A 26,282-nucleotide genomic window follows, 5' to 3' on the forward strand; every position below is an offset into this window, starting at 1 on the left:
CGAACGCCCGGAGAATGACAACCGGAAGAATGTGCGAGAGTGAAGCGGCGGCCGAATCTGGTCCCGTCGGGTCCGTGCCGTCCGGATGACGGCCAATTGGCCATGTGAGTTCACGTATCCGGGTGCTTCGTTGCCACCTGGTAGTACCCCGAGTGGAACACCAGGGGGGTCCCGCCATCGGCCTCGTACTGTTCGATTTCGCCGAGGAAGATGATGTGGTCGCCGGCGTCGAGGCGTTGGACGGTGCGGCATTGGAAGCGGGCGACGGCGCCGTCCAGGAGGGGGGTGCCGGCGATGCCGGGGGTGGTGGGAGTACCGCGGAATTTGTCGTCGGCCGGGGTGGCGAACTGACGGGAGAGGTGGTGCTGGTCGGCGGCCAGTATGTGGACGGCGAAGTGTGAGGCGTCGGTGAAGTCCGGGAGGCTCGGGCTGTTTTTGCCGGGGCACCACAGGACGAGGGGCGGGTTCAACGAGACGGAGGTGAAGGAGTTCGCGGTCATGCCGACGTTGCGGCCGTCGGGGGCGCGGGCCGTCACCACGGTCACGCCGGTGGCGTACTGGCCCAGCGCGTGGCGAAGTTCGCGGCCTTCGAAGCGGGCGGCGTGCTGGGCGCGCTTCTCGGTCAGGAAGCGGTGTGCCTCGGCCTCCTCGAACCACCAGCGGTAGAGGGTGCGCGGGTCGTCGAATCCGGCGGCGAGGGCACCGGCGACAGCGGGGATCTCGGCCGCCGCTGTCAGCAGGTCACGGTGGTGGGGACTCAGGTCGGTCAGGAGAGAGTTGGTCCAGCCGACGGCCCATTGAGCCCAGCCGCGCCAGAAGTTGTCGAAGGTGCGCTGCATCCACTGCGGGGTGAATTCTGCGGTGCCGTGACGGAGGATGCTGTCGAGGTAGTGGGATGCGGCCTGGGCCGCGTTGTTCGAACCCTGGCCGGTGATCGGATCGTTGAGGACGACGGCGTCGGCCATGCCGAGGACGTGCCGGCCGGAGACCAGGCGGGCGACGGGGTGCCGGACGGTCGGAGTGAGCCTGCCGCGCAACACGCCGCCGCTGTCGGTGAGACGGGCGTGCCGGCAGCGCTCGTATTCGTCGGGGAAGAACCGGTGGAGGATTTCCAGTGAGCGGGTGAGGTGGTCTTCGGGTGTGCGGATGTCGTCCCAGCAGTCCATCGGGCCGCCGGGAACGCCCTCGAAGACCATGATGTCGCAGGGTCCGGTGGTGGTGAGGGCCGGAAAGGAGAAGAATTCGCCGATGCCGGGGACCAAGCGGTAGTGGACGGCGTCCTCCCCCTCCCGCGGTGCCGTACCCGTGACGTACGTCAGAGCCAGCGCACGGCGCGGCCGGTCGTAGGGGGAGAGTTCGGAGTTGCGCGGGAAGAGTTGGCTCAGCTCGCCCTTGCCGGTGGAGACCACGACGAGATCGTGCGTACGGGCATACCATTCGAGGTCGCTGACACCCGCCTCGTGCAGCACGATCTCGCCGCGGCCGCCGTCCGCGAACTGCTCGATCCAGGCGGCACACTTGACCCGCTGGTCGACGGAGTGGGCAGGGCCCTCCAGCGGCGCGCGCCAGGAGACGTCCGGAGTGCCGTGCGGACCGATGAGAGAGAACGCGATGCCGGAGATGTCCGGGGCCTGGTCCTCCCAGTGGTGCAGGCCGAGTTCGCGCTCGCTCTGGAGCGCGGTGTCGAACATGCACTGGCTGGACATGACCGGCCCGCGACGCATCTCGTCGGGGTCACGGTCGGTGACCAAGGTGACGTCATAGCCGTGCGCCTGGAGTCCCAGGGCGAGTTGGGCACCCGCCTGCCCGGCTCCGACCACCGCGATCCTTCTCATGTACTGCTGTCCTGCTCTCGTTGCGTAGCTATCGCTGACGTAGTGTCAGTTGTGGTGCAACCGTCGCTTGACGGCCGGTTCAGGCGCCGATCTCGGTCAGGTAGTTCTTCGCGGCGACCGGGTCCATGAACCAGCGGAACAAGTCGCGCGGGTCATCGAAGCCGTTGACGAAGCGGGCGGCGATACGGGAGTTGGCGCTCGCCGCGCCGAAGAGCTCCAGGACGTGCTGCGGCGGGGCGCCGAGCATCGCGTTGGTCCAGGCCGTGGCAGCCCCCGCGTTGTCCCAGAAGCGGCCGAAGGCCAGCTCCATGAACGCGGCGTCGTACGGGCGCTCGCCGTGGTCCAGGATGGTGGCGAGGTAGGAGGCCGCGCACTTCGAGGCGTTGTTGGACCCCTGGCCGGTGATCGGGTCGTTGAGGACGACGACGTCGGCGAGGCCGAGCACCTGCGCGCCGGAGGGTAGCGTGGCGACGGGCTTGCGGACGGTCGGCGCGAAGCGGCCCGCGAGGGTGCCGTTCAAGTCGGTGAGCGTGACATCGGTGCAGCGCTCGGCCTCCCACGGTACGTACGTCCGCAGCAGCTCCTGGAACTTCGCCAGCTGCTGGTGGGGGGTGAGCCCGTCGAAGCAGTCGAGCGGGCCACCCGGTATGCCCTCGAAGAACATGATGTCGCAGGGGCCGCTGGTGGTGAGGCTGGGCATGGTGAAGTACTCGCCCACACCGGGGATGACGTTGAAGCTGACGCCGGGGCGGTCGGGCAGCGGTGCCATGCCGGTGACGTACGCCAGGGCCAGCGCGCGCTGCGGAGCGTCGTACGGGGAACGCATGGCGTCCCGCTCGAACAGCCCCGCGATCTCGCCCTTGCCGGCCGCGACGATCACCAGGTCGGACTCGGCGGCGTAGCGCTCCAGGTCCGCGATGCCGGCCTCGCACAGGTCCAGACGGCCGCCGCGGCGCGCGAACTCGCCCATCCAGAGCGGCATTTTGACGCGCTGGTCGATGGAGCGGGCGGTGGCCTCAAGACGGGCGTCGAAGGAGAGCGCCCGGCCGCCCTGGCCGTCGGCGATGCTCACGCCGAGACCGGCGATCGGCGGGCAGGCGTCGCCCCAGAAGTCGAGGCCGAGGTTGCGCTCGTGGGCCAGCGCGGTGCCGAACATGGCCTGGCTCGACATAACCCGGCCGTCGCGGATCTGGTCTCCGGTGCGGTTGGACACGATGGTGACGTCAAAACCGTGGTCGATCAGGCCGATGCCGAGCTGGAGGCCGGCCTGGCCGGCTCCGACGATGGTGATCTTGCGCATGAGGGGGTTCTCCGCGGGTTCGGGGTGTGCGGTTTTTGAGCGGTGCCGTGCGGTGCCGTGCGGTGTCGTGCGCTGTGCAAGCGTTTCGGCACGTGGCGGCGCTAACGGGTGGGTGTGGCGGTTGTGTGGAATGCGGCTGCCCGCCGGAGGGGGGCTGGCGGGCAGCCGCGGGAGGCCGGGTCACCCGTAGGGCCGGGGGAAGGACCCCGGGTAACCCGGCCGGCTAGAGGGGCCCGGCCGGATCGGCGAGCCGGGGCAGCAGCGGCAAGGGTGCCGCGACGTGCGGGGGTACGGCCTCGGCGGCCCTCGCCGCGTCGGTCGCGCGTAATACGCGCCGCGCGCATGCGACGGCCTGTCCGCTGGGCGTGACTCCGCCTCTGACGAGCGCAGCCCGGCCCGGCACTCCCTGCATTGTTGATTCCCAGGATTCTCTCGGGGCCGCGGCGGTCAGGCGTCAATCTTGGTATGGCAAGATCACCTGCGCTATCCGGATCACGCGGGTTGCTGTCCCGATCGCGCATCTCGGCGGTGGAGGTTTACATGCCCGCTGAAAAGTCCCCCCTCGCAAATCACCAGCGGTTCCATACAGCGGACATTTGGGAGGCGCGGGCCGAGGTCGGTCGCGCCTTCTGTCCGCATGAGCTGCGCATCACGCGGCGCTCGGCGACGCTCGACGCCCGGCTGCACGGCGCACCCTTCGATCGGACAGGGCTCTATTACCTCGATTACGGAACGGAAGTCCGGATCACACCGGGGGATCTGGAGAGCTTTTTCCTCGTCCAGATCCCGCTCGCCGGTTACGCCGAAATCACCTGCGGCCGCGAGGAGATCATTTCCTCCCCAGAACTCGCTTCTGTCCCCTCTCCGACCGGAAAGTTGGACATGCGCTGGGGTGACGGCAATCCGCAGCTGATCGTGTGGTTCGACCGATCGTCGCTGGAATCGCACCTGGGCAGTTTGCTCGGCCGCGCCGTGCGCCGCCCGATCTTCTTCTCGCTCGGCATGAACCTCACCACGCCGGGCTCCCGCTCCTGGCTCAACATCGTCGACCTCATGCGCCGGGAGGCGGAGGGGCCCGGTGGGATGACAAGCCAGCCGCTCGTGACAAAACAGCTGGAATCACTCCTCATGACCCAGCTGTTGATGGCCCAGCCCAACAACTACACGTCGGCGCTGCTCGGCGAGCAGCCGCGCGTCGCGCCGCCCGCGGTCCGCCGCGCCATGGAGGTCATCGAGGGACACGCCGCCGAGCCGCTCACGGTCGCGGAGATCGCGGAATGCGTCGGCGTCGGCGTACGGGCCCTTCAGGAGGGCTTCCGCCGGCACCTCGACACCACACCGCTCGCGTACCTGCGCGAGGTCCGCCTGGACCGCGTACGCAAGGAACTCCTGGCCTCCGACCCGGGTTCCACGACCGTGACCGCCGTCGCCTCCCGCTGGGGCTTCCTGCACCCGGGCCGTTTCTCACTCGCCTACCGCCAACAGTTCGGGGAGTCGCCTTCGGAGACGTTGCGGGCATAGGGGAAGCCTCGCCGGGGGCAGCATGAAATCCGGGGGGCCGGGCGAACGCCGGCTCCTTCGTTCCGGCGCACTCGCCGACCCGGTGGTCACGGCGTCAAGTCGAGAAATTCCCAGTGCGCTCGGGGTTGCGCGCCGCTGAGCCATTTCCCGCAGTTCTGCAGGACCGTAGGGCTTGAGGTGATGTGCTGGGTACCTGTGCCGAGATCACGCAGAAACCGGTCGATCGGCCCGCGCCGGATCGCCGCCGTGCCCGCCCATCGGTGCACCGTCTGACCCACGTCCTGCACGGTCCACGTCGCGTGGTTGAGCGCCAGCCGGAGCAGAGTGTCCTGCTCCGTACTCGACAACTCGCCTGCATCCAGGGTGTCTTCGATACCCCGCCATACCTCCATCGCCCACGCCCGTGCCGAACGAAGCTTGGCTTCGGCGGCCGCGTACTCCGCGTGGAACTGCGCGGTGTCGACGGCGGCGTTACGTGTGCCGGATTTGGCCGCGGCGACCAACTTCAGTTCATCGAGCAGGCGCCGCCCGACCCCGAACGCCCAACCGGTGTGCCCGATTGCCGACATGTTGACCAATCCGAGGCGGTAGATCGCGCCGCCGTTGGCCGGGTTCGTCGTCGTGGCGAGATAGGTGTGCGTCGCCGGGACAAGCACATCGGCGCAGTGGTAATCAATGCTGTGCGTCGCACGCAGCCCGAGCACATCCCAGTTGTCGACGAGTTCCACCTGCGACTTCGGCATCGCCAGCACCCGCAGCTCCCCGGTGCCCTCGACCTGGATCGCACTGTGGATATGGGTGGCGTGCGCCATACCGGAAGCGAACTGCCAGCTGCCGCTCACCAGATAGCCACCATCCACCGGGACAGCCCGGCCGGGCCGGGTGCCGTGCCCAGCCAACAACGCGTGGTCCCCACCCGCGACATCCGGGAACAGGTCGGCCGCCGCAACGGCATCGAGATAGGCCGCAGTGGTGCCGGTCATCAACTGCAGCGCCATCATCGTCCAACCGGCCGCGGAATCGTGGTAACTGATCCGCTCGACTGTCTCTATCAATTGGCGTGGGGAGAACTCGTAGCCGCCGAGGCTCTGCGGCAGTGCGGCCCCCACGACCCCGGCACCCAGCAACGCCCGCGCGGAGTCCTCGGTGAGTCTGCCGAGTTTCTCGGCCGCGTCCGCGTCCGCCTCAAGCACCCCGCCAAGTGCGTCAATCCGCTCGAGCATCGCGGGAAATTCCGGGCTGACATGCAATCCGATCGAGACCGCCATGGATGGTTGCTCCTCGCTATCAGTACTGAGTCAGCGTCACCATAGGGGAGCAACCGCACCCTTTCCTCGACCTGCCCAAAGGAGTCGGGCCGTTGATCGCCGGATCATGCAAGTGGGCCTGGGGTGCGCATGCTTTCGCAGGCCGTCACCGCGCTGCCCGACCACCGCGACGCCAGCCCGGTGGTGACGTACAACGCCGCTCCGTGATCCGTGAAATGCCCGCCGAGGCCCGTGCGGATACGGGCCCGCGGTGGGGTAGGGAAGCGGGGACGGGGGAGGGGAACTGGCTGATGCAAGGGCGAGTTGAGGCGCCTCCTCGGAGCAGGCTCGAAAAGGCAGGACTCGCGACAGGAGGCGCCGTTATGCGTATCCCCGGACCCGAGCGCCAGGAGGACGGCGGGCTGGGCGCCATTGCGGCTGCGGGCGGGCTGCACCGGTACCAGTTACGCCTGCACGAGGCGCACGGACCGGTCGTGCGCTTCCAACTGCCGGGCGCGGACACGGCCGTGTCGGTCGCCGATCCCGTGCTTCTGGAGGCCACGGCGCACATCGACACGCGGCCCGAGGAGCTGTTCGCGTTCCTGGACCCGCTGTGCGAGGCCGGCAACCTGCAAGTGCTACCCGCCGACGAGCACACCCCCTGGCGCCGACTACTGCTCTCGGTGCTCGCCGGACGGCCGGCTCACGAGCGGCACTTCGCGCGCTTCATCAAGTTGGCGCAGGAGCTCGCGGAACGCTGGGCGGGGCAGACCGACGGCGAACCCGTCGAGCTGCAACAGGAGTTGACCGCGCTGTCGCTCCGTATGATCTGCGGGTTCGCGCTCGGCGATGCGGAAACCGACACGGACCGTGTCGTCGCCGCGTTCGAGGAGGTGCTCACCGAGCACCTCGGGCGGCTCTACCAGGTGCCGCGGGCCGACCCGCGCTCGGCGGAGCGGGCCGAGGCGGCCCTTGCCTATCTGCGCGCGACGGTCGACCGCGTGGTGGCGGCGCACCGCTCAGGCGGCCGCACTGACCGCAGCGATCTGATCGGGGCGCTCGTCGAGGCCGGTCAGAGCCCGGCGCGGATCCGGGACACCGTGATGGTGACGCTGCTCGCCGCCCACCACACCACCGGCGTCGCCGTCTCGTGGACGCTGCACCTGCTGGGCCGCCATCCCGACGTGGGCGATCGCGTCGTCGCCGAACTGGACCAGGTGTTGGGCGGGCGCGCCACGCCCGATTACGGCGATCTGCGGCGGCTCACGTATCTGGACATGGTGCTCAAGGAGTCGATGCGCCTGTTCCCGCCCGGCCCGTACGGCGCACGCGAGACGACCGAGGACCTGGTGCTGGGCCCGTACGAGATCCCGGCCGGGACGACGGTGTTCTATCCGTTCTGGGCGGTGCACCTGAACCCTGAGCACTGGCCCGAGCCGGAGCGGTTCGACCCCGAACGGTTCACCCCGCAGGAGGTGGCCAAGCGGCCTAGGCTCGCGTACGTCCCCTTCGGGATCGGCCCACGCAGCTGCGAGGGCGCCGCGCTGGCCACGGTCGAGGCCCAGCTCGTCCTGGCCGTTCTCCTCAAGCGCCTGCGCTTCCGGCCCGCGCCGGGGCACGAAGTGACACCGGTGGAACGGTTCGTGCTGTGGGCACGGGACGGGATCCGGATGATGGTGCGGCCACGGGACCTCTAGGGCGTGCCCGATGGGGCCGGGGCGGAACGGTCGTATCCGTTCCCGCTTGTCTGTTCATGGGGTCTGAGCCCCTCCTCTTGCGCATACCGGATTGCTCTGGCATACCGCGAATATGACTCAACGTCACCCGGACAACCCATCGAAGCAAAGGGGCATCAGTGCTTCCGATGCCAGCCGTCCCCCGTTCGCGGAACGTTCAGCTGGTCTCCCTGCACCCGTTCTCTGCCGTCCCTACGGTCCTTGACGGTCTGGAAGGAGGGGTTCATGGACGCAATCCGGGCTCGTGGGATCACGAAATGTTTCGGCGATGTCGTCGCACTCGACGACATCGATCTGGACGTCGCGCAGGGCCAGATCCACGGTTTGGTGGGCCCCAACGGCGCCGGCAAGACGACATTGCTCGGGTTGCTGCTGGGACTGGCTGTCGCCGACAGCGGGAGCCTGCACACCCTGGGCAGGCCGGTCGGGCGGGCGCTCGCCGCTCCCGACGGAGTCGCCGGCTTCGTGGACGGTCCTGGTCTCTATCCTTCGCTCACCGCCAGGCAGAACCTCGCCGCGCTGGCCGCTCTCCGCGGCCACGACGTGCGGACAGCGGGGATCGCCGACGTGCTCGACCAGGTCGGGCTCACCGATGTCGCGGACGACCGGGTACGCGGTTTCTCCCTCGGCATGCGTCAGCGGCTCGGGCTCGGCGCCGCGCTGCTCACCAAGCCCCGACTGATCGTGCTCGACGAACCTGCCAACGGCCTCGATCCGGCGGGCAAAAGACACGTACATGGTGTCCTCACCCGGCTGGCGAGGGAGGGAACCAGCGTCGTGCTCTCGAGCCACCACATGGATGACGTCGAGGCACTGTGCTCCGAGGTCACCATCCTCGCCACCGGACGGGTCGTGTTCTCCGGCCCGCTGAACAAGCTGGCCGCCGAGAACCGTGAACTCGACTACCGGTTGCTCACCTCCCACCCGCAGTCCGCGCGCCGGCTGGCGGCCGACACGGCCGGCATCCGGGTCGTCGACGGCACCGAGGCACGGCATGACGCCGAGGTGCTCGTGGTGCGCACGCTGGTGCCCGCCCTGGATGAACTGGTGGTGCGACTCGTGCAGTCGGGTATCGCGCTGCGCGAGCTCGCCCCTGTGGTGTCGCCGCTCGAGGCCGCGTACCTCGCCCTCACCGAGCAGCAGGAGGATGGCCGATGACGGTGGGCACAGCCGATATCAGCGTCGCCGGTGCTCGGCGCGTCTCGGTGGCGCGCGGCTACCGCTTCGAGCTCGTCAAACTCGTTTCGCAGTGGCGGATCCGATTGCTGGTGCTCGCCTGCTGGATCGCACCGGCGGTCTTCGTGACCGGGGTGAGCCAGCAGAGCACGCTCCCCAGCGACACCCTCTTCGGGCGATGGATGCTGGCCACCGGGTGGGCCGCACCGCTGGTGCTGCTCGGTTTCGCCGGCACGTGGGCGCTTCCGCTGCTGACCTCGGTGGTCGCCGGCGACGTGTTCGCCTCCGAGGACCGGCTCGGCACCTGGCGCCATCTGCTCGTGGCGGTCCGCTCGCCGCGACGGATTTTCGTGGCGAAAGCGCTGGCCAGCCTCACTGTCATCCTGCTGCTCGTGGCCGGGCTGGCCCTTTCCGGCACGGTCGGCGGGCTCCTGGCGGTCGGCAACCAACCGCTGGTCGGCCTCGACGGCCACCTGCTGGCGCCGTCCGACGCCGCCGCGAAGGTCCTCCTCGCCTGGGTCTGCGTGCTCGCCCCCACACTGGCCCTGGCCGCGATCGGACTGCTCGGGTCGGTCGCACTGGGACGGTCCCCGATGGGACTGCTGCTGCCCGCGCTCGTCGCGCTCGCGATGCAGCTCGCCCAGATGCTGCCGCTGCCCGTCGCCGTACGCCTCGCCCTGCCCGGCTACGGCTTCCTCGCCTGGAACGGTCTGTTCACCAGCCCCGTGCAGCTCGGCCCGCTCCTGATCGGCATCGTCGTCAGCCTGGTGTGGGCCGTGCTCGCAACCGCGCTGGCCCATGTGCTGTTCCTGCGACGGGACTTCACCAATCCGGTCTACGACGGTTCCGCGCGCCGTGCGCTCACCGTCGGGCTCCTGCCGCTGGTGGGACTGACCGCTCTCACCGTCGCGGCCCTCGCCGTGGCAACCCCCTCGACGGGTTCCGGAATCGAGCAGGCCAAGGTCCAGCGGTCCCTCGCCTCGGCGTTCGCCCACCTCTATCGCCTGCAGACCCGGCAGCTCCACCGCCCCGCCGTCACCGAAGCGCAGCTGCGGACCACGGCGGCGTGCACCAAGAGCGACGGCCAGGCCGCCCAGGAGGGGGCGGGCAACGACTGGCGCTGCGTCGTGACCTGGCATCTCCCCGGCGTCGCCGTCGCGGGGACGGCCATCTACCAGCTCGACATCGGTCCGGACGGCCGGTTCGTGGCCGACGGTGACGGACCGAAGGAAGTGAACGGCTACTTCCTGCTGCGGACTTCGACCGGGGACTCCCCGAATCCGCTGTGGCAGTTCGACGGCAACGTCGAGCTGCTCGCCACCACCTCGAAGGGATAGTTCCATGCAGGTAACACGGCAGCGCCGGGTTCACGAGAAGGAGCAGCTCAACCTCTTCGGCAGACGCGTCGGCCGCCGGAGCCTGATGGTGACGGCAGGCATCGCCGTCGCCCTCGGGGTCACGGGCACGGCGGTCGCCTCGACGTGGCAGTTCGGCACCCAGCAGGTCGCCCAGGTCACCGCCAGGGGCCAGGTCATTTCCAGCGACCAGTACATCAAGCCGTACGGCAGCCGCACCGTCATCAACGACGGCAAGATCATGTCGTCCACGGTCAGCCCGGACGGCACCCACCTCGCGGCCTCGGTCGCCGACGGTGATGCGTCGCTGGTCGTCATGGATCTTGCGACGGGGCAGGTGAAGCAGAAGGTCGGCACCAACGCGGCGGACGACCTGCGCATCAAGAGCGGCGCCGTCGGCCAGGAGGGCCCGACGTACTCGCCGGACGGCAGGCAGCTGTGGCTGGGCCAGGCCGACGGCTACACCAAGTTCACCGTGGGCGAGGACGGCACCCTCTCCCACCCGGTGGCCGTCCCCATCCCGGCCGACGGCACCAAGCGCGCGCTGGTGGGCGCGGCGGCATTCTCGGCCGACGGCTCCACCGTGTACGCGGCGGTCAACGGCCAGAACCGGGTGGTCGCCCTCGACACGACAACTGGAGCTATCAAGCAGAGCTGGGCGGTTGGCAACGCGCCCCGTGGGCTGGCCCTGGTCGGCGACAAGTTGTACGTCAGCAACGAGGGCGGACGCCCGGCGAAGCCCGGCGACACCACGATCAACTCCTACGGCACCGACGTGGTGGCCGACCCGGACACCGGAGCCAGCACCACCGGAACGATCAGCGTCATCGACGTGACGGACCCTTCCCCAAGCTCTTCGAGCAGGGGATACCCCAACGCCGCCGTCGGGACCATCAACGTCGGTCTGCACCCGACCGCGGTGTACGCGAGCAAGGGCGCGGTGTTCGTCACCAACACCGCCGACAACAACGTGTCGGTCATCAGCACCGCCAAGGACAAGGTCGTACAGACCATCTCCACCCAGCCGTGGCCGGAGGCCCGGGTCGGCTACGAGCCCAACGCGGTGACCCTCACCGACGACGGCCACCTGCTGGTGACACTCGGCCGCGCGAACGCGGTCGCCGTGTACCGCTACAAGACCCCGCAGGAGCCGGCCAGTTACCTCGGCCTGCTCCCGACGGACTACTTCCCCTCCGGGATCGCCGCTGTGGGCAAGCAGGTGATCGTCTCCCACACCCGTGGTGTCGATGCCCGCCGCCCCTCCACCACCGGCGGCCACGGCACCCATGACACGACGTCGAGCCTGACGCAGTTCACGCTGCCGGACGACCGCGTCATCAGGTCCCAGACGGCCAAGGTCTTCATGCAGAACGGCTGGACACCCGGTTCGGCCGCGACGACCAAGGGCAGGAGCCACGCCAAGCCGCTGCCGGTCCCGGTGCGGCTCGGCGACCCCTCGACGATCAAGCACGTCTTCCTGCTCGTGAAGGAGAACCGGACCTACGACCAGCTCTTCGGCGACCTGCCGCAGGGCGACGGCGACGCGACGTTCACGCAGTTCGGCGAGAACGTGACCCCGAATCAGCACGCGCTGGCCCAGCAGTTCGGGCTCTACGACAACTTCTACGACATCGGCACGAACTCGGCCGAGGGCCACAACTGGCTGATGCAGTCGGACAATCCGGAGTACACCGAGTCCTCGGCCGGTGAGTACGCGCGCAGCTACGACACCGAGAACGACGTGCTCGGCCACCAGAAGTCCGGCTTCATATGGTCCGGTGCGCAGGCGGTCGGCAAGTCCGTGAAGGACTACGGCGAGTTCCAGTCGGTCGAGAGCAAGCCGGCCGGTGCGACGTGGCAGAACCTGTACTGCGACGCCCAGAAAATGGACGCGACGGGCCAGCAGACCGCGTACCCGATCCGGACGGGCTCGGCGATCCCGTCGCTCAACAAGGTGTCGGTGCCCGGCTTCCCCTTCTTCGACCTCGACGTCCCGGACGTGTACAAGTACCAGATCTGGAAGCAGGACTTCCAGAAGAACGGCCCGGCGAACCTGAACATGTTCTGGTTCTCCAACGACCACACCGGCGGTCCGCCGAGTCCGGCCGCCGAGGTCGCGGACAACGACCTCGCGGTCGGCAAGATGGTCGACGTGATATCGCACAGCAAGTACTGGAAGAACTCGGCGATCTTCGTTGTCGAGGACGACTCCCAGGCCGGTATCGACCACGTCGACGGCCACCGTGCCCCGGTCCAGATCATCAGCCCGTGGGCCCAGCGCGGCAAGGTCGACAGCCACTACTACTCGCAGATCACGATGATCCGCACCGTCGAGCAGATCCTCGGGATCCACCCGATGAATCAGAAGGACAGCGCGGCGACGCCGATGTACGGGGCGTTCACCCGGAAGCCGGACAACACCCCGTTCACGGCACAGCCCAACCGGATCTCACTGACCGACGGTCTGAGCACCCTGCCTCCCTGCGGCGCGGACACGCCGGCCCCGCAGAACAGCAAGGCGGCGCCCGCGCCCACGACGGCGAAGGTGCCGGCGGACAAGCGGACGCTCGTGGCGCAATGGAAGAGGTGGGAGTCCCACCAGCGTCTGACCGGCCCGCACGCCGTGCCCGACTTCGCGAACCCCGCGCAGATGAACCACCTCACGTGGTACGAGACGCACAACTGGGCCAAGCCATACCCCGGCGAAGCCAAGATCTACGCACCGAAGGACGTGCCGGGTGCCTACATCCCGTCGCCGGAGTCCGACGGCTGACGACGGCTGATCGCGTCCAGGATCTTCTGGCCGGCGTCACTGCCGGCCAGGAGATCCTGCTGTTCCCTGCGGGGAACAGACTGCTGCAGCGAGCCGCACCGCTTTCGACGTACCCCTGATGAGCCGTGCTCCGGCCGGACGCTGATAGGCGTCCGTCGCCCGGATGCCGTCCCCCCTTTTCACTCGCGTCACCGCCGTATATAGGCTCACGCCCGTAACGAGCCTGATGGGGGAGAAGTCGAGTGGAGAGGCTCCGGCAGGACGATCCTGCGCGGATTGGGGACTTTGTGACGTTGGCGCGTCTTGACGCCGACGGCAGCCGAGGCGTTCCGGAACGCCGCTATCTGGCCCGTAGCGCTGACGGCGGACGCACCGTGCTGGCGTGTCTGCCGCCACTCGGCGGTGACCCGGCGCGGTGGGGGGCCGAGGCGCAGCAGGCGGCCCGGCTGACCCAGCCCGGGTTCTGGCCGGTGGCCCAGCTCGGGGGGACCTCGGCCTTTCCCTGGTACGCCTCCCCCTACCGGCCCGCACTGCCGCTGCCCGCCGTCCTGGCCGCGCACGGCGGCCCGCTTCCGGAACCGTTGGTCCGTACGCTCGGCGGCACGCTGGCCGAAGCCCTGGCGTCGGCCCACGTCCTGGGCGTCGTACATGGCGGCGTCTGCCCCGCGGGTGTGCTGCTGACCGCCTGCGGACCGCTCCTGGGCAGCTTCGGCGCGATGCGCGCGAACCCGGTGGCGGGAGCCTCCGCCGCGTCGGCGACCGGGCTGGAGACCGGTTGCCTCGCGCCCGAGATCGCGGCGGGCGGCCCGGTGGGCCGGGCCGGGGACGTCTACGCCCTGGGCGCCGTGCTGGCGTACGCGGCGACCGGGCACACCGTGCCCGAGAGGCAGGAGATACCCGCCGGCCTGCGGGACATCATCACGGTCTGCCGCTCGCGCGACCCGGAGGGCCGGCCCGAGCCGGCAAGGGTGCTGGCGGAGTTGCTGCCGGGCGCGGCGTACGGCGCACTGGCCGGCTCCACGGAGCCGGTGTCGCTGCCCGGCCGTGTCGTCGAGGCGTTGTCCCGTCAGTCGGCGGAGGTCCTCGCCGCCGCACTCCCCACCCAGGAGCGCTGAGACCGTGATCTCCCCCCTTCTGCACGACGACCCGCACACCGTCGGGCCGTTCCGGATCCTCGCCCGCCTCGGCGGCGGCGGCATGGGCACCGTCTACCTGGCCCGTTCGGCGGGCGGGCGCACAGTCGCGGTGAAGACGCTGCACACCCGTCTGGTCGCGGACACCACGCTGCGCACCCGCTTCCGGCTGGAGGCGGACGCGGCACGCGTCATCGGTTCCGGTCACGGTGCGGCGGTCGTCGACGCGGACCCCCAGGCACCGACCCCGTGGCTGGCGACGGAGTACGTCCTCGGCCCGCCGCTGGACACGGCCGTCGAAGCGGGCGGGCCGCTGCCGGAGCCGGCCGTGCGCGCCCTCGGCGCGTTGCTCGCCGCAGGGCTGGAGCAGCTTCACCGGTCGGAGGTCGTGCACCGTGACTTGAAACCGTCCAACGTCCTGGTGACGGCGCAGGGCCCGCGGATCATCGACTTCGGCATCGCACGGGCCTTCGGCGAGGAGCACCTGACGAGCGTGGGCAGCGCCGTGGGCACCCCGGCGTTCATGTCGCCCGAGCAGGCATCGGGTCTGGAACACGCGGCGGCGGGCGATGTGTTCGCCCTGGCCGGGGTGCTGGTCTTCGCCGCCACCGGCCTCGGCCCGTTCGGCGGTGGGGCCCCCACCGACCTGCTGTACCGAGTCCGGTTCGGTGAGCCGGACCTGGGCAGGGTTCCCGAAGGGCTGCGCCCCCTGCTCGCCCGCTGCCTGGCCAAGGACCCCGCGCACCGCCCGTCCACCGCCGACCTGTACACCGCGCTGGGCGGCACCGGAGACGCGCCGGGCGACCGCCGCGGTTTCGCGGACCTGCTGCCCGACGGGGTGCTGCGGGAGATCGCCCGACGCAGCGACGAGGTGTGGCGCGAGCCGCCGCACCGTCTGCCGCCGCCTGTGCCCGCCGAGGCGCCGCGGCCCGAGGTCGCCCCCGTACCGGGCGTCTCGCGACGACGGCTGCTGGCCGTGGCCGGGGGCGCCCTCCTGGGCGGCGGGCTCCTCGGCGGCGGGGGCTGGGCCCTGCTGGGGGACTCCGGTGGCGGCGGAGGCGGCGCCAAGAAGAAGGACGCCGTGGACCGGCCGAAGCCCCCGGCACCGCTGTGGAGCACCGGCCTGTGGTGCCCGGACTCCGGGGGCGACGTGATGAGCGCGGGCCGGAACCTGGTCATGCGCGCCGGGATCGTGCTGTGCGGCATCAACGCCGAGTCGGGCAAGTCGACCTGGCAGGCGAACATCGAGGAGACCTGGCGGTCGACCACCGACGGCACCCGCGTGTACGCCCTGCGGGGGCACGAGGAGAAGGCGGCGTCGCTGGCGGTGTGCGAGGTCTCGCAGACCAACGGCTACCTGGGCAAGCCGCTGGCCGAACTCGCCGCGTTCGACGGCAAGGAGCAGTTCAACCAGCTGCTGTGCGTCGTCGACGGCATCGCTTACCTGGTGGCCCGGTCCGCCTCCGGCAAGCGCTGGTACCTGGTCGCGGCCGACCTGGACTCGGGCAAGGAGCGCTGGCGCAGCCCGGTGGACGAGCCGCAGGCCGCGGGCGCCCCGCCCGTGCTGTGCGGCGGCGTGGTGGGGTCCCGGGTGGTGCTGTGCGGGAGCCCGGCGAAGGACTCGCACTTCTTCCGCCTCTCCGCGCACGACAAGGGCCACGGCCGCCAACTCTGGGAGATGTCCGAGACGTTCGCCGGCACCCCGCCGACCCGGCTGGTGGCCGACGACCACAACGTGTACCTGGGCGCCGAATCCCTCACCGCCCGACGGCTGTCCGACGGCGGGCTGGCGTGGCTCTTCGGGAACGGGCGCGACGTCGGCGACAGCGCGGGAGAGGAGCGGCGCTACGGCGCGCCCGTCGTCCAGGAAGGAGTCGTCTACTGTGTCGAGGCCGACCGGGGACTGATCGCCGTCGACGCCCTCTCCGGCACGCTGAACTGGCAGGAGAAGGGGCTGTCCGGCAGGAAGAACCAGCGGGAGACGGCCCCGGCGATCGGCAAGCGCTACGCCTACTGCGTCGACGACAAGGGCTTGCGCGCCGTCGACCTGCATGCCCGTAAGGCCGTGTGGACGTACGAGACCAAGCCGCTCGTCCTGACCGCCGACCCCAAGGGCGGCCGGCTGTACGTCCGCCAGGAGAAGCGGACCATCGCCCTCCCGCTCGCCTGATGTTCCGCTCCGTTCCCGATTCAGGAGATGACCGACCGTGAAACCCCTTGGCCAGGGCGATCCGCTGCGCCTGGGCCCCTACCGTCTCCACGGCGTCCTCGGTGAGGGCGGTATGGGCAAGGTGTATTTCGGAGCGGACGCCTCCGGACGCCCCGCCGCGGTGAAGGTCCTGCTGCCGGAACTCGCCCACGACGGGCACCTTGCCGAGCGCTTCCTCCGGGAGGCACGGACCGCGCGGGCGGTGACCAGCGAGGGCGTGGCGCGCGTACTGGCCGCCGAACTGGAGGGCGGCAGGCCGTGGATCGCCACGGAGTTCCTGGCCGGCCCGACGCTGGACGACGCCGTCAAGGACTTCGGGCCGCTCGACGACTCCACCGTGCGGGAGCTGGCGCGGTCACTGGCCCGCACGCTCCAGGACGTACACGCCACGGGGCTGGTCCACCGGGATGTGAAGCCCCCCAACGTCGTCCTCACCTCACGCGGCCCCCGCCTGATCGACTTCGGCATCGCCCGCCCCGAACACGGACTGACCCTCACCCGCACCGGACAGATCCCGGTCACCCCCGGCTACGGCGCGCCGGAACAGGTCCTGGGCCGGCGCGTCGGACCGGCGGCCGACGTCTTCTCCCTCGGCGCCGTCCTCGCCTTCGCCGCGTCCGGCCGGCCGGCGTACACCGGCGCCGAAATCACGGCCGTCCTGTACGAGGTCGTGCACGGCAGCCCCGACCTGGAGGACGTTCCCGAGGGCCTGCGGTACCTCATCACACCGTGCTTCGCCAAGGACCCGGTGGCACGCCCGCTGCCCACCCAGGTCGCCGACGCCGCAGGGGCACCGCAGAAGCCCGAACGCCTGTGGAAGGCCGGTCGGCTGGGACAGGAGATCCGGCAACGGGAAGCGGCGGCACGCCGCCTCACGGAACGTCCGGCCGACCCCTCGACCACCGTCGTGGACGGCGCGGCCGACGCCCCCCGCCTCACCCGGCGGCGGCTGCTGGCCACGGCCGCCGGCGGCGGAGCGCTGCTGGCCGCGGCAGGCGGCGGCACCGCCTGGTGGCTCAGCCGTGGTCACGGCGGTGACGCCCCGTCCGACCCCTTCGACATCCCGCCGGCCGCAAAGGTGCGGGCCGCGCCGCTCGGCTCCGCCGACGGCTCACCGACCCCGCTGTGGGGCCCCATCGAGAACGTGGCCGACGCCGGGTCGCCGGCTCCGCTGCCGGTACGTGATGTGGTGGTGTACGCGGCCTCCGGTGGCGGCGTCGCAGCGCGCCGGGTCACCGACGGCCGGGAGCGGTGGCGGATCGGCGAGGCGAAGGCGGACGCCGGCTATCTGTCGATCGGGGACCGTCTGGTGGCCACCGCCGACGGCGAAGGGACACTGCGCACCTGGGTGGCCGCCACCGGGTCCCCCCGGTGGACGGTGGATGCCCAGGTGGGTGCCCTGCTGGCCGCCGACGCCCACGCCGTCTACCTGCTGACCACCGATGGGCGGCTGCGCTGCGTGGGGACCGACGGGAAAGTGCGGTGGACCCGGCGGCCACCGCTGTCGCTGGCGGGCGGCCACCCCGCCGCGGCCCTCGGCGCCGGCCATCTGGTGCTCTGCACGGAGACGGGGGACGTGGCCGCGGTCCGAGCGGAGGACGGTTCCCGCGCATGGGTCCGCAAGGGGCAGGCCGCAGGAGCGCTGCGGCCCGCCATCGACGGCACCACCGCCTATCTGGGCGGCACCAGTCTGGCTGCGGTTCAGATCGCCGACGGCCGCGAGCTGTGGGCGCAGAACCCACTGCGACCGCCCAGCCGGGGCGCCGGCGGATGGGGCCCGCCCACCGTGGCCGGCGGCGTGGTGTACGCGCTGGACTGTGACGCGCTGCGGTCGCTGCACTCCGACGGCAGCCAGGCCGGCGACCCGGTGATGGTCGGCGGCGTCGTCCCGCCGTGGCGGCCGCCGGTCGTCCAGGGGAACAGCGTCTGGATCGTGGAGAGCAGCGAAACCGGCGTGAGCGGCCTGCCGCGCTCCGGAGAGGGCCAGCCCCAGACCTACGCCCTCACCGGCGGCCAGGCCCGCTCCATTGCCGCCAGCGACAACCGCCTCTTCGTCCTCAACCGCGCGACTCTGCTGGCGCTGCCGGTGTACTAGGGCCCGTCATCGGCCGCCCTGGCGGCCGCGGTGGTGTCGTTGCAGCTGTTGGTCGGCCTTTTCCGGGATGGTGTGGCCGATCCCGCAGGTAGGCGCGGAATCCGCGAGAGCTGTATGCCTCGTCTGCGAGCACGTGGTCGGGGCGGCGGCGCGAGCGGCCTGGACCGAGGCGCGGGACGCGGATGCGTTTCAGCAGCGGTTGCGCACAGATGCCGTTCATCGGTCAGCGCACGCACCGTCATGACCGCCGGCGAGCGGATCTTGGTACGTGGTGCCGGCGGCGGAGCTTCTCGCGGTACCCCGTGGCAATGTTGCAGCCGCCGTCCAGCCCCCGGGTCAGCCCGACTTCGGCGGCTTCTGCGCGTCGAAAGCGAAGAGAGTGTTCTTGGCCGCGGCCACGATCACCGCACGCCCCGCAAGAGTCACACGCGGGCTTGCGTCCGTCTGGCCCGTCAACCCATCGGCCTGCGGATCTGTTGTCCACAGGGGTTTGCCGTCGTGCGGCGACAGTGCGACCACCCGGCCGGTGGCCGAGCTGAAATACAGCGCGTCGGCTCCCGGAACAGGACCCGACGCGCCCTCCACGCCAGTCTGCCGTGCCCACTTCTCCCGGCCGGTCGCGGGGTCGAGTGCTGTGACGAGACCGGTCTGCCTGCTCACGTAGACGGTGCTGCCCGCCATGCCGGGCGTCCCCGTGTATGTCGTGGCCAGCCGGGAGTACGTGACCTTCTGCGAGGCCGTGTCGACCCGTGCCACCCCGTTGTAGCGGTCCAGCTCCGTTCCCCCCAGGTGTACTTGCAGGAGTACGAGCTTGCCGTTGGCGATGCCCATCGGCACGGCGGGGCCGTTGACCGCGATGGGCCTGCCCAGCGTCCCCGAGGCGCGGTCGACCGGGTACAGGGTGGGGTGGCGCACTGCAAAGGCATTCACCTCCTCGTCCTTCGCGCACATCGCGACGAGCTGTGGGCCCACCGGGACGGGAGCGCACTGCGTACCCGCTGGGAATGGCGACGTCCATGTGACCTGACCGCTGTGCGCGTTGCGGGCCTCGAAGCGGGAGTTGGAAGCGTCGACCGTCACCACGTCGGAGCCGACCACAAGGGCGTCCTGCGTCCGACCGATGACGGCCGTCGACTGGGCGCCGGACGGCACGGACCACAGCTCCCGTCCGTTGTTCGCGTCGATGGCCACCACCTCGCTGCGAGGGTTCTGCGGGGCGTCCTGGGCGGCGAAGCGGTAACCGATCACCGTGTCGTCGGTGGCACCCACCAAGTACATGCCGTTGGCGGGGACGCCGGGGCTCTTCACCGTCCACAGCCGCGAGCCGTCCCTGGCCCTGATACGGGTCGCGACAACACCGCCGCCCCCGCAGAACAGCGCGTCGCCGCGCGCGACGCAACGCAGCTCGTCGGGGATGTCCGGGCGACCGCCGGGCACGGTCTTGTGCCACGACTTGAAGCCGTCCGGAAGTGCGGCACCCGGGGCCGCAAGGCTGTTGCCCTTGTCGCCGCCGCTGTTTCCTTCAAAGCTGCCCGCCACCAGTGCGGCGACTCCTCCACCGATCGCTGCCACTGTGACCGCGACCGCGGCCGCGAGCACGGGGCGCCATCGGCGACGCGGTCGGCGGCCGATGGGGGTGTCGGCGCTCCCAGTATCCGGACCGGCCGGGGCGGTGGTCGGGGCAGTCGGCGCCGGGGTGGCCGGCGCCGGTGTGGCCGGCGTCGCGAAGTGATGCTGGGTGATCACGTCGCGGGTGCGGCCCGCGTCAACTCCCCACGCGTCGGCCTGGCCGAGGTCGGCCGGCAGGTCCCGTAGCAGCACGAGGAGTTCGTCCGCCGAGGGGCGCCCGTCGGGCTCCTTGGCCAGGCACGACTCGACGACCGCGCGCAAGGCCGCCGGCATGTCCTCCAGCGACGGCTCCCCGTGCACCACCTGATACGCAACTATGTAGGGGCTCTCCGCGTCGAAGGGCCCGTGGCCCGTCGCCGCGTACGCAACCAGCGTCCCCAGCGAGAAGACATCGGACTGCGGCCCCACATCGCGCGGCGCCTGCAACTGCTCCGGCGACATGAAGGGCGGCGTACCGATGACCCGCCCTGTAAGCGTCAGCGTCTGCTGGTCCACGGCGCGCGAAATGCCGAAGTCGATGACGCGTGGACCCTCGGGCGAGAGCACGACGTTCGAGGGCTTCAGGTCACGGTGGACGACCCCCACCCGATGGATGTCCCGCAGCGCCTCCGCCAGCCCGATGGCGAGCCTCCTCAGCTCCGCTCCGTCCAGCGGGCCCTTCGTGGCGATGCGCCGCGAGAGCGTGGGCCCCTGGATATAGGTGGTCGCCATCCACGGCTGCTCGGCCTCAGGGGCAGCGTCGACCACGGCGGCGGTGAACGCGCCGCTCACCCGCCTCGCCGCCGCCACCTCCCGCCGGAAGCGGATGCGGAACTCGTCGTTCGCCGCGAACTGCTGGTGGATCAGTTTGATCGCGACAGGACGCCCCGAACTCGTACGGGCCAGAAAGACCGTGCCCATGCCACCCGAGCCGAGCCGGGCCTCAAGTGGATAACCACCGATCTCGGCTGGATCACCTGCGCGCAGCGACACTCTTCCCGCTCCCGTCCCCCGTGCACCTCTGCCACCACGGGCCTGCGTACCAGTCCTGCACACAAACTAGCCGCTCCATCGCCTGTGCCTGACATTCCCCCCGCTCCGTCAGTTTCTGCAGCACCGCCTGGAAGTGCTGCCACTTCTCCGCGGCGATCTGCGCGCAGCGCGGTGCGGGCGAATAACGCCGCCTCGGGGCCCGGCCGGTCTGTTCCGCTGGACGCAGGCGAGAAGCTGCTGCTGGAGGTCGCCGGTGAGCTGGGGATGGACGGCGCCCGCGAGGTGTCCCTCGGCGGACCCCGGACAATGGCCGTGCGGCGGACACAGCCGCAGCGCGCCCGGACTCTGATCGGCGCGTGGTGCTTCGCTGATCACTACGGCCCCGACGACGTCTCGCTGACGGACGGCATGGATGTCGCCCCGCATCCGCACGCCGGACTACAGACGGTGAGCCGGCTCTTCAGCGGGGAGCGCGAAGAGCACTCACCCGGCACCGACCACCGTCGCGCCGCCCCCCCCGAGCCCGCCGCAGGCTTCGAAGTTCGCTTCGCCCAAGCCAGGTCCACGCCACCGCGTATGCCCGGCCCGGCCGCCACCCGGTACGCCAGGCTGCCCGGAACCTGATCGTCAGGTCCGGGGCAGCCTTTGTGGTGGCGTCGTCAGGGTGGCCGCTGCGGCCGCGGAACCGGCGCAGAGGCGGATCCAGACCACGGCGCGTCGACGTCGCGGCCTGCGCTGGCGGGGGAGTGGCGCAGAATCGCGGTCAAGCCGGCGACCGTGGGCGCGGAGGCCGCGGGCGATCGGCGGTTGGATGAGCGCGACGGCCGGGCCCGCCCCTGTTCTCGTATGGCTACGGCCAGGTGGCGAGTAGCGCTGAGCACATACACGGGGCGACCGGAGGCATGTCAGCCTCAACTCCGGGGCAAGGCTCCTCGATCATCAGCACTGGATCGCGGAGCACGAGGAGCGGTTCCGGCGGCGCTGAGAGGTCTCAGCGGAACGCGGCGACATTGCGGGCGGCCCATTCGGCGAAGGGGCGCGGGGCGCGGCCGAGGACCCGCTGGACGTCCGGGCTGACGCGCAGCTCGGCCGGGCTCGGGGAACCGAGGATGTCCAGAGTGTCGTCGGCGAGTTCCGCCGGCATGCTCTGGGCCATGGCGGTCCTGGCCTCGTCGCGGGTGAGCTCGTGAAACCTCACCGGCGAGCCCAACGCGCCGGCGATGGCCGCCGCCTGCTGGCGCGGCGTGATCACCTCAGGGCCGGTCAGCTCGTACACGCCGCCGGCGTGCCGGTCCTCCAGCAGGCAGGCCGCCGCGACCTCGGCGATGTCCGCCGGGTCGATGATCGGCACCCCGACGTCGCCGAAAGGTGCGGCGACGACCTGTTGCGCGCGGACGGACTCGGCCCACCACAGGGCGTTGGAGGCGAAGCCACCCGGCCGCAGGATGGCCCACTCCAGGCCGGACTCCCGCAGCGTGTCCTCCAGCGCGCGCATCGCGATCCGCGTGGGGCCGAAGGGTCTGGTCACCACGCCCAGCGTGGAGAGCAGGACGACTCGGCGGACCCCGCTGGCCGCGGCTTGGCCGATGATGTCCGCCGGACTGGCCCCGGCGGCGTGCAGGTCGCCGGACAGCAGCAGGAACAACGCCTTCGCTCCGGCCAGCGCGGGCTTGAGCCCGGCCGGTTCGGCCAGGTCGGCCGCCACGTGGCGGACGCCGTCCGGCATCGCCGCCGTGTGCCGTGACACGGCCGTCACCTGCTGGCCCGCCGCGGCCAGTGCCTGCGTCAACGGCCGGCCGATATTCCCGGTAGCCCCGGTCACAACGATCATGATCAGCTCCTCGTCAGATGCCTTCTGTCGCCTGCACGTTAGGAGCACTGGCTAACTTTTCGTAAGGACGTACCTTGAAGTAAGCTCATGACGTGACGGAAGGTGCGCAGCACAGACAGGCCGAGGCGGGGAAGCGGTATGACGTGTTTCACACCGACTGCCCGGCGCGAAATGTGGTCGACCATGTGACCAGCAGGTGGGGCATCTGGGTGCTGATCTCCTTGCGGAGCAACGACCTCCGGTTCTACGAGCTGCGCGAGAGCATCCACGGCATCAGCGAGAAGATGCTCTCCCAGACCCTGCGCGCGCTGGTCCAGGACGGCTTGGTCTGGCGGGAGGTCGAGCAGACGACGCCGCCCCAGGTCACCTACGGGCTGACCGAGTTCGGCCGGGACATCGGCGAGCCGCTGACGGAGCTGTTCGACCGCATCACCCGGCGGCTGCCGCCGTACAGCGCGGGATAGCGTGGCCGCGGCCTGCCTTCGGTGTACCCGTCGCCCCTGCATCTGAAGTGCGTGAGGCCGGCGTGTCGGACACGCGGGCGGCGGCACTGGCTGTGGGGTACTGGCGCCGACACATCCCTTGCCCGACTGACCGAGCGGTGCGGTTGGCCCGAACTGGACGGCGCCGCAGGCGTGGGGGCTTCCTACCTGTCGTCCTCGCCCCGACCGTCCTCGAAGACGAACAGTGGTTTGGTGCCATGTGCGGGTGTTCCGGCAAGCGAGAGAGCTTCGGTGAAACGCTCGACCGGGAACGGCTGGCCTTGGCGCCGGCTGGTCCTGCTACCTCAGCCACACGCTGCAACAGGTCCTCGTCCTCAGTGCAAATGACCTCGTCACCACCAAGCGCTTTGATCTCCTCAACGGCATTGCGTCGCCGCACGACATTGATCGTGTGCATGCCCAGATGCCTGGACAGCTGGATGACGAGCCGGCCGACGGTGGAGCCCGCGGCCGTCTGCAACAACCATGCACCCGGCTGTACGTCGAGTTCGCGCGTCACGAGGAGCAGCGCGGTCAACGGATTGACGGCGAGTTGACAGGCACTGGAGTCGCTCAGACGGTCGGGGACCGGCAGGAGCCTTCACGCATCTCGCGGTGCCACACCGGCACTTTGAAGGTGGTGGCGTGCACGTGCTCGGTGCCGGGAACGCCCCGGCAGCGGGGCCCTGGTGGTCAGCGTAGCCAGGCAGCAGAGCCCTGGGGTGCTGTGGAACAGCGGGGTGGCTGTTCAGCGGGCACGTCGAGCCCGGCTGGTCGGCCATGGCGGCGCCCTCGGCGTGCACGGCGTTGAGGAACCGCTGGAGCGGGAGCCCGCCGAATTCAGCCGGCTCATATCGCAGCGGCAGCACACCAGGCGGCCGCGCCAGCCGCGTACAGGTCCTCCATCGGGGCAGTTGGTGAGGCATCAAGCAGACGGAACGCATAAGTTGGCCGCTCGTTGCGTCGCATTGACGGGCAGACGACGGATCAGGTGTGTGGACGGTTTTGCCCATTACAGCTGTGCCGCTAGGGTGCCTCAAATGTTCCGCGCGGCCATACCCCTCGAACGTACTGTGGACCCGGCGCCCGAGGGGCGGCAGGATCCCGTCCCACGCCTCGAGCCCAAGTCCGGCGGCAGAGATCCGTTCTTCGACAATGCGAAGTACCTGGCGGTCGTCCTCGTCGCCATGGGGCATACCTGGGAGCCGCTCACCCACGGCGGCCGGGTGGCGATGGCGCTGTACATGACCGTCTACACCTTCCACATACCGGCGTTCGTCCTCATCTCCGGCTATTTCTCCCGCGGATTCGACCTCAGCGCGGCCAAACTCAAGCGGCTCATCACCAGTGTCGCCGTGCCGTACGTGGTGTTCGAGGTCCTCTACGCCTACTTCCAGCGCTGGGTTCACGACACCCCGAACGAGCCGATCAGCCTCACCAGCCCGTACTACCTGGACTGGTTCCTGGCAGCTCTCTTCATCTGGCGGTTGACCACCCCTATCTGGAAGCTCGTGCGTTGGCCCGTCCCACTGGCGCTGATGATCGCCGTGCTCGCGGCGGCCTCACCTCAGGTGGGCAACGACTTCGCCATGCGGCGCATACTGCAGTTCCTGCCGTTCTTCGTCCTCGGACTGCACCTGAAGCCGGCCCACTTCGACCTGCTGCGGCAGCGCGCGATCCGCGTCGCGGCAGCGCCGGTGATGCTGGGCGCCGTTGTCTTCGCGTACTGGGCGGCGCCGCGTATGAACTCCGCATGGTTCCGGCAGAACAACGCCGTGCAGGACCTGGGCATGCCGGCGTGGGTCTCCCCGGTCATGGAACTCGCGCTGTTCGGCTGCGCCTTGGTGCTCACCGTGTGCTTCCTGGCCCTGGTGCCGTGGCGGCAGACTTGGTTCACGAAGCTGGGCGCGGGCACGCTGTACGGCTACCTGCTGCACGGTTTCGCGATCAAGATGGCACGCTGGTCCGGTTGGTACGACACTCTCCCCTGGGTGCGCACGCCGGTCGGCGAGGTCGTGGTGACGTTGCTGGCCGTCACGCTGATCACGCTGCTGTGCACGCGGCCGGTACGGCGGGTGTTCCGATACGTGATGGAGCCGAAGATGTCCTGGGCGTTCCAGGGCGATGCGGCCGCGTTGGCGCGGGCCCGGGCGGGCACGGCCGACGTCGTTTCCGCACGCTCCCTGAGCGGTCAGACACGCAAGTCCGACGTCGAACTCGCGGACTGACAGACTGCACGGCCCGTCTGGTGATCCGGCGTTGGCGTACCCGGAGGACTGGGCGGAGCCGGCCGCCGGCAGTGCCCCGACCCCGAGGACGCCCACGACCTCGGGCGGGCGCAGGACGAGCCAGTCGATGGATCCGTCGGACCGGGTGATCTTGTGCTTCTTGAAGGCGGAGGTGTCGTTCTCGCGGTAGATCCTGGCGAACGGTCCCCAGCGCAGGCGTCGCCCGGTGTCTTCGGCGTCTTCGACTGGCGGTCCACGCCGGCTTCGAGGCCGAAGCGGTCGGAGGAGATGCGGAGGTAGGCGCCGGGGCGCTTGGGGAGGTAGGCCGCGAGGTGGTCGTAGAGCGCACTGACCTTGATCCCGCCGTCATGTCCCGCAACGACTTCTACCGGCTGCTGACCGCCACCGTGGTGCCGCGGCCGATCGCCAGGGTGTCCACCACCTCGGCGGACGGGAAACGGCTACCCCGGGCGCTCGCCGAAGGCCCGGCCGACGCCGGGGCGGCGAAAAGCTGGCGTGCGGGGCCGACGGAACCGGGTAATGTCCTTGTCATGTTCTTCCAGACGCCGATTTACGAGTGAGAGTGTGATGGGCCCCTGCTGACGTCCTTCGGCGTCGCCGCGCCCGTCCCCCACCGATGAATCCGTAGATCACTTCACATCATTCCGGGAGAACCCGTGAGCAAGAACATCAACAACCCCGTGGGCATGGGCGGCGGCCAGCGCAAGAGGCTGTCGCGCGCCGAACGGCAGAACAACGG

General features: G+C 70.2%; 16 protein-coding genes and 3 pseudogenes. 13 read left to right on the plus strand and 6 right to left on the minus strand.

The genetic code is table 11. The features are described from left to right. Positions 1 to 110 precede the first annotated feature (110 nt). Positions 111 to 1,835, minus strand: a complete 1,725-nt coding sequence (locus tag OO62_RS33820; RefSeq protein WP_033271530.1) for a styrene monooxygenase/indole monooxygenase family protein — start codon at positions 1,833 to 1,835, stop codon at positions 111 to 113. A gap of 79 nt (positions 1,836 to 1,914) precedes the next feature. Continuing rightward, positions 1,915 to 3,135: a styrene monooxygenase/indole monooxygenase family protein gene (locus OO62_RS33825; protein ID WP_033271531.1), complete on the minus strand. Its 1,221-nt coding sequence runs from the start codon at positions 3,133 to 3,135 to the stop codon at positions 1,915 to 1,917. Positions 3,136 to 3,675: 540 nt separating this feature from the next. Between OO62_RS33825 and OO62_RS33830 the strand changes: the two genes are divergently transcribed. Further along, a complete protein-coding gene (locus OO62_RS33830; protein WP_033271532.1) occupies positions 3,676 to 4,656 on the plus strand; it encodes an AraC family transcriptional regulator in 981 nt (326 codons plus the stop codon). 86 nt (positions 4,657 to 4,742) lie between these two features. Here the strand turns inward: OO62_RS33830 and OO62_RS33835 are convergent, their stop codons facing one another. Beyond that, positions 4,743 to 5,924, minus strand: coding sequence for an acyl-CoA dehydrogenase family protein (locus tag OO62_RS33835; RefSeq protein ID WP_078617497.1), 1,182 nt, complete (start codon positions 5,922 to 5,924; stop codon positions 4,743 to 4,745). A 362-nt stretch (positions 5,925 to 6,286) separates the two neighbouring features. On the opposite strand from OO62_RS33835, the gene OO62_RS33840 reads away from it, so the two are divergent. The 7 genes from OO62_RS33840 to OO62_RS33870 all read left to right on the plus strand — a co-directional run bounded on the left by OO62_RS33840 (position 6,287) and on the right by OO62_RS33870 (position 18,380). After that, positions 6,287 to 7,600 carry a cytochrome P450 gene (locus OO62_RS33840; RefSeq protein ID WP_033271533.1) on the plus strand — a complete coding sequence of 438 codons (1,314 nt, stop codon included), beginning with the start codon at positions 6,287 to 6,289 and terminating at the stop codon, positions 7,598 to 7,600. 264 nt (positions 7,601 to 7,864) lie between these two features. Beyond that, a complete protein-coding gene (locus OO62_RS33845) occupies positions 7,865 to 8,797 on the plus strand; it encodes an ABC transporter ATP-binding protein (protein ID WP_033271534.1) in 933 nt (310 codons plus the stop codon). Continuing rightward, positions 8,794 to 10,152, plus strand: a complete 1,359-nt coding sequence (locus OO62_RS33850; protein WP_051733835.1) for an ABC transporter permease — start codon at positions 8,794 to 8,796, stop codon at positions 10,150 to 10,152. Before OO62_RS33845 ends, OO62_RS33850 begins: the two co-directional genes overlap by 4 nt. 4 nt (positions 10,153 to 10,156) lie before the next feature. Continuing rightward, positions 10,157 to 12,943, plus strand: coding sequence for a bifunctional YncE family protein/alkaline phosphatase family protein (locus OO62_RS33855; RefSeq protein ID WP_033271535.1), 2,787 nt, complete (start codon positions 10,157 to 10,159; stop codon positions 12,941 to 12,943). Between the two features lie 287 nt (positions 12,944 to 13,230). Further along, a complete protein-coding gene (locus tag OO62_RS33860) occupies positions 13,231 to 14,058 on the plus strand; it encodes a protein kinase family protein (protein WP_228332362.1) in 828 nt (275 codons plus the stop codon). A gap of 4 nt (positions 14,059 to 14,062) precedes the next feature. Then, on the plus strand, positions 14,063 to 16,246 hold the full coding sequence (locus tag OO62_RS33865) for a protein kinase domain-containing protein (protein WP_051733836.1): 2,184 nt from the start codon (positions 14,063 to 14,065) through the stop codon (positions 16,244 to 16,246). Positions 16,247 to 16,283: 37 nt separating this feature from the next. Further along, positions 16,284 to 18,380, plus strand: coding sequence for a protein kinase domain-containing protein (locus OO62_RS33870; protein WP_033271537.1), 2,097 nt, complete (start codon positions 16,284 to 16,286; stop codon positions 18,378 to 18,380). A 9-nt stretch (positions 18,381 to 18,389) separates the two neighbouring features. Here OO62_RS33870 and OO62_RS41095 read toward each other — a convergent pair. Together OO62_RS41095 and OO62_RS33875 are read right to left on the minus strand one after the other, a co-directional pair. Next, a pseudogene (locus OO62_RS41095) lies at positions 18,390 to 18,564 on the minus strand (IS5/IS1182 family transposase); the annotation flags it as partial. Positions 18,565 to 18,716: 152 nt separating this feature from the next. Then, positions 18,717 to 20,981 carry a serine/threonine-protein kinase gene (locus tag OO62_RS33875; RefSeq protein ID WP_033271538.1) on the minus strand — a complete coding sequence of 755 codons (2,265 nt, stop codon included), beginning with the start codon at positions 20,979 to 20,981 and terminating at the stop codon, positions 18,717 to 18,719. A 264-nt stretch (positions 20,982 to 21,245) separates the two neighbouring features. On the opposite strand from OO62_RS33875, the pseudogene OO62_RS38585 reads away from it, so the two are divergent. Further along, positions 21,246 to 21,503, plus strand: a pseudogene (locus tag OO62_RS38585) (pirin family protein); the annotation flags it as partial. Positions 21,504 to 21,972: 469 nt separating this feature from the next. On the opposite strand, the gene OO62_RS33885 reads toward OO62_RS38585, so the two are convergent. Next, positions 21,973 to 22,812 carry an SDR family oxidoreductase gene (locus OO62_RS33885; protein ID WP_033271540.1) on the minus strand — a complete coding sequence of 280 codons (840 nt, stop codon included), beginning with the start codon at positions 22,810 to 22,812 and terminating at the stop codon, positions 21,973 to 21,975. Positions 22,813 to 22,904: 92 nt separating this feature from the next. Here OO62_RS33885 and OO62_RS33890 point away from each other — a divergent pair, with 92 nt between their 5' ends. The 4 genes and pseudogenes from OO62_RS33890 to OO62_RS41100 form a co-directional block, all read left to right on the plus strand. After that, positions 22,905 to 23,276 (plus strand): winged helix-turn-helix transcriptional regulator, encoded by a 372-nt coding sequence (locus OO62_RS33890; RefSeq protein ID WP_033271541.1) that lies wholly within the window; start codon positions 22,905 to 22,907, stop codon positions 23,274 to 23,276. A 1,058-nt stretch (positions 23,277 to 24,334) separates the two neighbouring features. Next, positions 24,335 to 25,522: an acyltransferase family protein gene (locus OO62_RS33895; protein ID WP_051733837.1), complete on the plus strand. Its 1,188-nt coding sequence runs from the start codon at positions 24,335 to 24,337 to the stop codon at positions 25,520 to 25,522. A 368-nt stretch (positions 25,523 to 25,890) separates the two neighbouring features. Next, a pseudogene (locus tag OO62_RS39270) lies at positions 25,891 to 25,977 on the plus strand (flavin reductase family protein); the annotation flags it as partial. A 222-nt stretch (positions 25,978 to 26,199) separates the two neighbouring features. After that, a partial coding sequence (locus tag OO62_RS41100) for a DUF6243 family protein (RefSeq protein WP_248782295.1) occupies positions 26,200 to 26,282 on the plus strand: 83 nt, incomplete at its 3' end.

This window comes from Streptomyces lydicus (assembly GCF_000717345.1).
GTDB classification, from domain to species: Bacteria; Actinomycetota; Actinomycetes; order Streptomycetales; family Streptomycetaceae; genus Streptomyces; species Streptomyces lydicus.

Coding starts and splice junctions, on each gene's coding strand:
- OO62_RS33820 (WP_033271530.1), bottom strand. CDS start 1,835: ATGAGAAGGATCGCGGTGGTCGGAGCCGGGCAGGCGGGTGCCCAACTC.
- OO62_RS33825 (WP_033271531.1), bottom strand. CDS start 3,135: ATGCGCAAGATCACCATCGTCGGAGCCGGCCAGGCCGGCCTCCAGCTC.
- OO62_RS33830 (WP_033271532.1), top strand. CDS start 3,676: ATGCCCGCTGAAAAGTCCCCCCTCGCAAATCACCAGCGGTTCCATACA.
- OO62_RS33835 (WP_078617497.1), bottom strand. CDS start 5,924: ATGGCGGTCTCGATCGGATTGCATGTCAGCCCGGAATTTCCCGCGATG.
- OO62_RS33840 (WP_033271533.1), top strand. CDS start 6,287: ATGCGTATCCCCGGACCCGAGCGCCAGGAGGACGGCGGGCTGGGCGCC.
- OO62_RS33845 (WP_033271534.1), top strand. CDS start 7,865: ATGGACGCAATCCGGGCTCGTGGGATCACGAAATGTTTCGGCGATGTC.
- OO62_RS33850 (WP_051733835.1), top strand. CDS start 8,794: ATGACGGTGGGCACAGCCGATATCAGCGTCGCCGGTGCTCGGCGCGTC.
- OO62_RS33855 (WP_033271535.1), top strand. CDS start 10,157: ATGCAGGTAACACGGCAGCGCCGGGTTCACGAGAAGGAGCAGCTCAAC.
- OO62_RS33885 (WP_033271540.1), bottom strand. CDS start 22,812: ATGATCGTTGTGACCGGGGCTACCGGGAATATCGGCCGGCCGTTGACG.
- OO62_RS33895 (WP_051733837.1), top strand. CDS start 24,335: ATGTTCCGCGCGGCCATACCCCTCGAACGTACTGTGGACCCGGCGCCC.